Origin of the sequence: Xanthomonas sp. BRIP62415 (genome assembly GCF_003993515.1) — a bacterium.
Classification (GTDB): Bacteria; Pseudomonadota; Gammaproteobacteria; order Xanthomonadales; family Xanthomonadaceae; genus Xanthomonas; species Xanthomonas euroxanthea.
The window spans coordinates 335444-342117 of sequence record NZ_QEZH01000013.1 but is presented as its reverse complement, the minus strand read 5'-3'; the positions used below and the strand labels follow the sequence as shown (position 1 = coordinate 342117).

Annotated in this window: 6 protein-coding genes; 5 read left to right on the top strand and 1 reads right to left on the bottom strand. The window is 60.5% G+C overall.

Annotated features, from left to right (window positions below):
• The 5 genes from EO141_RS04710 to EO141_RS04690 all read left to right on the top strand — a co-directional run.
• The coding region (locus EO141_RS04710) for a SymE family type I addiction module toxin (protein WP_146097064.1) at positions 1 to 264 on the top strand (264 nt) is incomplete at its 5' end.
• 85 nt (positions 265 to 349) lie between these two features.
• Positions 350 to 967, top strand: a complete 618-nt coding sequence (locus EO141_RS04705) for a hypothetical protein (RefSeq protein ID WP_127168618.1) — start codon at positions 350 to 352, stop codon at positions 965 to 967.
• 174 nt (positions 968 to 1141) lie between these two features.
• A complete protein-coding gene (locus EO141_RS04700) occupies positions 1142 to 1780 on the top strand; it encodes a hypothetical protein (RefSeq protein WP_127168632.1) in 639 nt (212 codons plus the stop codon).
• A 14-nt stretch (positions 1781 to 1794) separates the two neighbouring features.
• Positions 1795 to 3273, top strand: a complete 1479-nt coding sequence (locus tag EO141_RS04695; protein WP_127168617.1) for an XVIPCD domain-containing protein — start codon at positions 1795 to 1797, stop codon at positions 3271 to 3273.
• Between the two features lie 375 nt (positions 3274 to 3648).
• The gene (locus EO141_RS04690) at positions 3649 to 4758 is read left to right on the top strand and encodes a beta-lactamase family protein (RefSeq protein WP_241236621.1); all 1110 of its coding nucleotides are present in this window, start codon (positions 3649 to 3651) and stop codon (positions 4756 to 4758) included.
• A gap of 261 nt (positions 4759 to 5019) precedes the next feature.
• Here the strand turns inward: EO141_RS04690 and EO141_RS04680 are convergent, their stop codons facing one another.
• Positions 5020 to 6672 (bottom strand): chemotaxis protein CheA, encoded by a 1653-nt coding sequence (locus EO141_RS04680; protein WP_104585130.1) that lies wholly within the window; start codon positions 6670 to 6672, stop codon positions 5020 to 5022.
• Between the last annotated feature and the right edge of the window lie 2 nt (positions 6673 to 6674).

The following is a 6674-nucleotide window of genomic DNA, read 5'->3' as shown; positions in this document are numbered from 1 at the left end:
CCGCAAGGCCCCGGCACGCTACGCGCCCCCCGCCGCGCCCGCCGCCCGCGCCAATGCACCGTCAGCTACACCCATTACCCCGGCGCCCACGACCATGCCGGCGACCAGCACGTGCCCCACGTCCGCCTCAGCGGCCTATGGCTGGAACAACTGGGCTTTGCCATCGGCACCAAGCTGCGCATCACCGCCAGCGAAGGGCAGCTGTTGATGGAGGTGCTACCGCCGGTGGAGGTGCCGGCCAAGGCGCGCAGCGTGCGGCGATGATGGTGCGGGTGACAGAGACCTGCGATTGACCTCAGTGCCGCATGCCACTAGCGTCGCAGCGACATCAGCGCACTCCGGACGCTTCATGATCGCGCGCCCCCTCTACGCCTTGCTCGCCACCCTGGCTCTGGGAGCTTGCGCCCACGCGGCGGGCGGCGCAGCTCCGGCAACCGTCACGGAGACATCCGCCCTGAGTTCATCCAGCCCTGCCACTGTGCCGCCTGACAAGCCCACTGCGGAGGGTTTGCTTGGCCACCTGCTTGCGTTGATCAAAGACAGCCAGACCATTTCCGACTTCACTCCCGAGCGTCTGAAGTCGGCAATGGGGCAGGTCGTTCAATTCGTAAAAGACGATGAACGCCTATACCGTGCTTTTGGCCGGCTCACCAAAGAGTGGAGCTACGGCTTTGGTGTTGATGAAACCAAACTCGATGGACGCTGGTTTGAATTCCGTTTCGATCGCAATGTGGCTGGCGCATCGCCCCTGATGACCGAGATCTGCGGCCTGGACTTCGACCGCTTTACCCAGCAGCTTGAGCTAATGGGATTTGCGCGTGAGCGCAACATCGTCGAGGACGGCCGCTGGATGAGTGATTTCTTTAGCCGCCCAGGGATGCGTGTAGAGGTCTTCCCACGAGGCGAGGCTGCGGAACCGCAAGCGTTGGTAGCGCACAAATGCGTCGAATGGGTCTACATCCGTTAAGTCCAGGGAGCGGACATGTCACTCAGTCCTGATGCTTTGAGAGTTTTGAATGATTTCGGCAATGAGCCTGGAGTTACCAAGTGTCACATCGACCAACTGCCAGAAGCCTTGCAATTGACCTCGGCGCCCGATGCCACTAGCGTCACAGCCACACCAGCGCACAACGGACGCTTCATGATCGCGCGCCCCCTCTACGCCTTGCTCTCCACCTTCGCCCTGGGCGCATGCGCCCACACGGCGGCCACCCCAGCCCCGGCAACCGTCACGGAGACATCTGCCATGCGTTCCTCATCCGAATCCGCAGTCACTCCCACTGGCAGCGAACCCAGCGGGCCAATACGAACGGCAGAGGATGCGCTCACCCGCATGCTTGCGTTGATTCAAGCTATTGACGGACTGGACGATCTGACACCTGACTACCTGCAGTCAAAAATGGGGGTGTCGGTGACGCGTGCTGCGTCAGATCCTAAGCGCTACGGCGCCAGTGCTCCGCTTACCAGTGAGTGGGGTTACAGCTTTGGCATGGACCAGACGCCTACTGCGGGGCGTTGGTTCGAGTTCACCTTTGTTCCGGCGCAGGCGGGTTCTTCACCGCCCATGACGGAGATCTGCAAGATCGATTTCGATACGTTTACCAAGAAACTGGAAGACATCGGATTTGTACGTCAACGCAACATGGTGGAAGACGGGCGATGGATGAGTGACTTCTTCAGCCGCCCAGGCATGCGCGTGGAAGTGTTTCCACGAGGCGAGGCCGATGCACCGCAGGAGCGGGTGGAGCACCACTGCGTCGAATGGATCTACATCCGTTAATCCAAGGAAAGGTCATGCCATTGAGTCCACAGGCGCAAGCTATTGTTGATGAATTTGGGCGCCAACCAGGCGTCGCCCCCGAACATGTCACCAATTTGCAGGGTGTACTTGCCGCATCGCCCGTGTTGCTTGACCAATTCAATGATGCGGTTGCCAAGCAGCGCGTACTCAGTCTAAAGCCGCTGACTGATCCGAATGCAGGCGGAACGTTCACGCCAGGTGAGCATTCCATCCGGCTACCGCTGTCCAGGCTTTCCAATGGGCCTGGCGGAAAGTTGCTTGATTCCGGCGACATGACGTTTGTGCTAGGGCATGAACTGCAGCACGCCATGTACAGCCCAACCGCAGCTGCTTCCCGTAAGGCGTTCGAAACCGCTGCGGTGCAGATAGCCAAGACCACGCACGATTATTCGGACGCAGCGGAGAAGGTTTTATCAAGCAACCGTGTAGATGAAGCAAGCGCAGAAATTGCAGGCTGGAATGCAACCGTCAGCAGGGTAAAGCAGGCAAAGCCGGATGCCTCACTGGAGGATATCTTTCGGGAAGCACCGGGTCGTATGCACGACTTCATTGATCGAACTGGTGGAATGCCGCAATTCAATTACGCGCTCAAGTCCAACCTTACCTTGAACGCAGATATGACGATGCCCGTCACTCCTGCCAACGTCGAGGCAATGGGGGCAAACTTCTTCGACAAGGACGCCAAGAGCACTCGCATCGGCTATACGGGTCAGTCCGACTACGCCAATCACTACGGCCCGTGGGTAGTTGGAACAGCCGCCATCTACGAGCGCCACTACAACAAGCAAAAGCCCGGAGAGCCAGAACAGCCGATGATTCTGGATATGCGACGTCTGGGATTGAAAGAAGAAATACTCGAGCGCAATGGTATTGATCTGGGCAGTAATACGCGCCCGATGCCTTACCTGGATAGCAGCACCCAGCCCCCGACGCCGGGCTTGTTCCAGCACAGCAAGAACACGCATCTGCATGTCTCGCCGATCTCTGCACAAGAGCTGGAGCAGGAGCTCCGTGCACGTGAATCCCCATCGCAAGGGACGTCACTTCACCTTCTTCCGTCAGACCCAGGCCATGCGGATCACCCGCTATACCAGCAGATCAGAGGCGGGGTGCAAAAGCTCGATAGCGCACATGGCAGGCAGTGGGATGCATCGAGCGAGCGCATGACAGCCAGCCTGCTTGCGCTGGCAAAAGAAGAAGGGTTGTCGCGGGTGGATCATGTGGTGCTCAACAACCCAACGGCTCAGCTGGCGGGCGGCGAGAAGGTCTTCGTCGTTCAAGGCGCCCTCAACGACCCGGCTCACCAGCGTGCCCATATGTCGACCATGGACGCCGTGCAGACACCGGAGACCCAGTCGTTCGATCGCCTGCAGGCAATCAACCAGATTCAGGCCCAGGCGCGCGAACAGCAGCAGGCGCTGGAGCAGTCCCAGCAAGCGGTCAGCCAGGCTGGTCCGTCGATGACGCGCTGAGTGTTTCGCAACGAGATAACGAGATCTAAATAACGGTTCCAGGTTCACTTCCACGGCAGCCTGGCCGTCGCCCACTTCAAAAGAACGGGTTCAGATTCACTTAAGGAAGTCAACCTGACCCCGAGGTTTGGACCCGTTATTCGACAAATAGCTGCCATTGTTGAATGGCCGGGATCGGTGAAATGCGGAAAGGCTGGTTTCGAAGCAGCTAAAGCGATTCCCGCCGCTTAGCCGTATCACCAAACCGGCGAGAGATTTCTGTATTGCGAGGTGGCGACACCATACAACGTCGCGTATGCGGACAGGAAGCATCCGTCCGAATAGGGTGATACCCTCTGCATGGCTCAAACGCTGATGTTGGAGTGAGGAGTGAAAATGGTCGCCTCAATTAAACGCCGCACTGTTTTGGCTGCGGCATTATCCATGGCCCTGCCGATGCGTAGCTTTGCCAAACCCGGAATTGAAGCTGATAGCGTGTCCTCGGCCCTTCGCCGTCGCGTAGCCGAGGAAAAGCAGGGCACCGGGGCCGTATTGGGGGTGGTACGCGCAGGCGAATTGAAGACCTTCCACTACGGAACGGTTGGACTAGGTAAACTCCAACAGCCGAATGATCGGTCAATATTTCAGATCGCCTCGCTAACCAAGATATTCACGGCACTATTACTTGCTGACTGCGTTCAACGCGGTGAAGTGAATCTCGTCGATCCACTATCAATGTACATTGCAGCTCCTCCCGCCACCTTTGACGGGAATGAAATCACGCTTCTCGATTTAGCCACTCATACGAGTGGGCTACCACTTCGGCCATCCAGTCGCACCGGCCTCAGTCAAGGCAACCCCTATGCCGGCTACACCGAGAGCGATCTTTGTGCTGATTTAGGTCGTGTCCATCTCACGCGCTTACCGGGGTCGAGTTTTGAATACTCGAATTTTGATTACGCGTTATTGGGTTACGCGTTGTCACAGCGCCTTGGCAAAACGTATGCTGACCTCTTGCGAGCTCGCATTCTTGAACCGCTTCGTATGGACGAGACTACGCTTACTCTATCAACGGCGATGCAGCACCGGGAAATTTGGGGTTACGATGCGGACTTCCACTCGGCTCAACCCTGGGAATTTGGTGCGCTTGCGCCGGCAGGCGGCCTTTTTTCGACGGTGAAGGACCTGTCGAAATTCATGACACTTTGGACAAACAAAGAAAGCGGTCCCCTCTCGCGGGCGGCTTCAATGATGCTGACCGCAGATAGGCCCGGCGATAACACCGATACCAGAATGGGTATCGGCTGGCGGAAGGTCCACCCGGATGGCCAGAGCATAGCTTGGAGCAATGGAAATGGCGGCGGCGTTCGTAGCTTCATGGGCTTCAACGCCGACACGCGCGTCGCCGCGATCGCGTTTATCAACAAAACATCGGGTTTTGGAGTTGACGATATCGCGCTTGGGATGCTTGCACCAGCTGGCTCGCATGTTCCCCCGTTTTTCTAAAACCCGGGCTGGTTTAAGATGCTTAAATATTAGCTGTAAATAACGGTTCCAGGTTCACTTCCACGGCAGCCTGGCCGTCGCCAAACCATCGCGCCCATGCCTGCGCGCGTAACGGCGTAGATCGGCAGCCATGCTGGTAGTAAAAACGACAACGGCCGCAGTACGCGGCCGTTGTCGTTAGATCAGGCAGACCAGGATCGTCTTGACGATCCCGATTCCCGATTCCCGATTCTCCCAATCCCGAATCCCGAATCCCCAACTTCAATGATCGCTGGAACGCAATCCATCCACATCCAGGATCAGCGCCATGCGGCCATCGCCGATCAGGGTGGCGCCGGCGTAGCCGGGCAGGCCGCGTAATGCGCGGGGCAGGGGCTTGATCACCACTTCCTCGCGGCCGCGGACCTGGTCCACCACCAGGCCGAAACGGGTTTCGCCGGCCTGCAGCAGCACCACGGTCAGCAGCGGCGGCTGTTCGGCAGGTACGCCCAACCAGCGGCGCAGGTCGATCAGCGGCAAGGTGTGCGAGCGGCGGTCCAGCACGGCGCGGCCGTCGAACCAGCCCAGCGAGGTCTGCGGGGCATGCAGCACCTCGACCACGCGCGCCAGCGGCAAGGCATAGACCGCTTCGCCAGCCTGCACCAGCAGGGTCGGCAGGATCGCCAGCGTCAGCGGCACGCGGATCATGAAGCGGCTGCCGCGGCCCAGTTCGGACTGGATCTGGATCTGCCCGCTGAGTTCGCGGATGCGCGATTGCACCACGTCCATGCCCACGCCACGACCGGAGATGTCGGTGACTTCGGCCTTGGTCGAAAAGCCCGGCATGAAGATCAGGTGCAGGCACTCGTCGGTGCTCAGGCGGGCGGCGGCCTCGGCGTCGATCAGGCCCTTGTTGCGGGCGATTTCGCGCAGGCGCTCGGGATCGATGCCGGCGCCGTCGTCCTGGATCTCGATGCTGACGTAGTCGCCTTCCTGCTGCGCGGACAGGCGCACATGGCCGCTGCGCGGCTTGCCGGTGGCTTCGCGCAGGGCCGGCGATTCGATGCCGTGGTCGATCGCATTGCGCACCAAGTGCACCAGCGGGTCGGCCAGGGCCTCGACCAGGTTGCGGTCCAGTTCCGTCTCGGCGCCGATCAGTTCCAGCTCCACTTCCTTGGACAGGGTGCGCGCGACATCGCGGGCCACCTTGGGAAAGCGCGAGAACACCTTGCTCACCGGCTGCATGCGGGTACGCATCACTGCGGTCTGCAGGCGCGCGGTGGCGATATCCAGCGTGCTGACGGCGCGGTCGAGTTCCTCGTCGCGCAGGCGGGTGCGCAGGGTCTTGAGGCGATTGCGCGACAGCACCAGTTCGCCGATCAGGTTGACGATGGCATCCAGGCGCTTGGTGTCCACGCGCACGGTCTGCTCGGCGTCGGCTCCCTTGGCCGCCGCCTTGGGCGCGGCCTTGGCGCCGGGCGCAGCGGCGCCATGTGCGTCGTCGGGTGCGGGCGCTGCGGCGGCGGCCTTGGGCGCGGCCTTGACCGCCGGCGGGCCGCTCTTGGCATCGAACTGCGCAATCAGCGAGGCCGGTGCATGCGGCACGGCTTCGCCCGAGCCCATTGCATCCAGCATGGCCTGCAGATAGTCCAGCGACTGCTGCGCGGCATCGAAGTGATGCGCCTGCAACACCGCCTGGCCGGAGCGCGCCATGCCCAGGGTTTCCTCGGCGGCGTGGCAGAGCTCGACCATGGGCTTGATCGCCAGAAAGCCGGCGCCGCCCTTGAGCGTGTGGAAGCCGCGGAAGACCGCGTTCAGCTGGTCGGCTTCGTCAGGTGCCTGTTCCAGCGACACCAGCTGTTCGCCGAGGCGATCCAGGATTTCCTGGGCCTCGACGATGAAATCGGCAGCAATATCGTCTGGAACAGCACTCATGG

What these genes read in the sequence shown, in the direction of transcription:
- EO141_RS04705 (WP_127168618.1), top strand. Translation starts at nt 350, where the DNA reads ATGATCGCGCGCCCCCTCTACGCCTTGCTCGCCACCCTGGCTCTGGGA.
- EO141_RS04700 (WP_127168632.1), top strand. Translation starts at nt 1,142, where the DNA reads ATGATCGCGCGCCCCCTCTACGCCTTGCTCTCCACCTTCGCCCTGGGC.
- EO141_RS04690 (WP_241236621.1), top strand. Translation starts at nt 3,649, where the DNA reads ATGGTCGCCTCAATTAAACGCCGCACTGTTTTGGCTGCGGCATTATCC.
- EO141_RS04680 (WP_104585130.1), bottom strand. Translation starts at nt 6,672, where the DNA reads ATGAGTGCTGTTCCAGACGATATTGCTGCCGATTTCATCGTCGAGGCC.
- EO141_RS04695 (WP_127168617.1), top strand. Translation starts at nt 1,795, where the DNA reads ATGCCATTGAGTCCACAGGCGCAAGCTATTGTTGATGAATTTGGGCGC.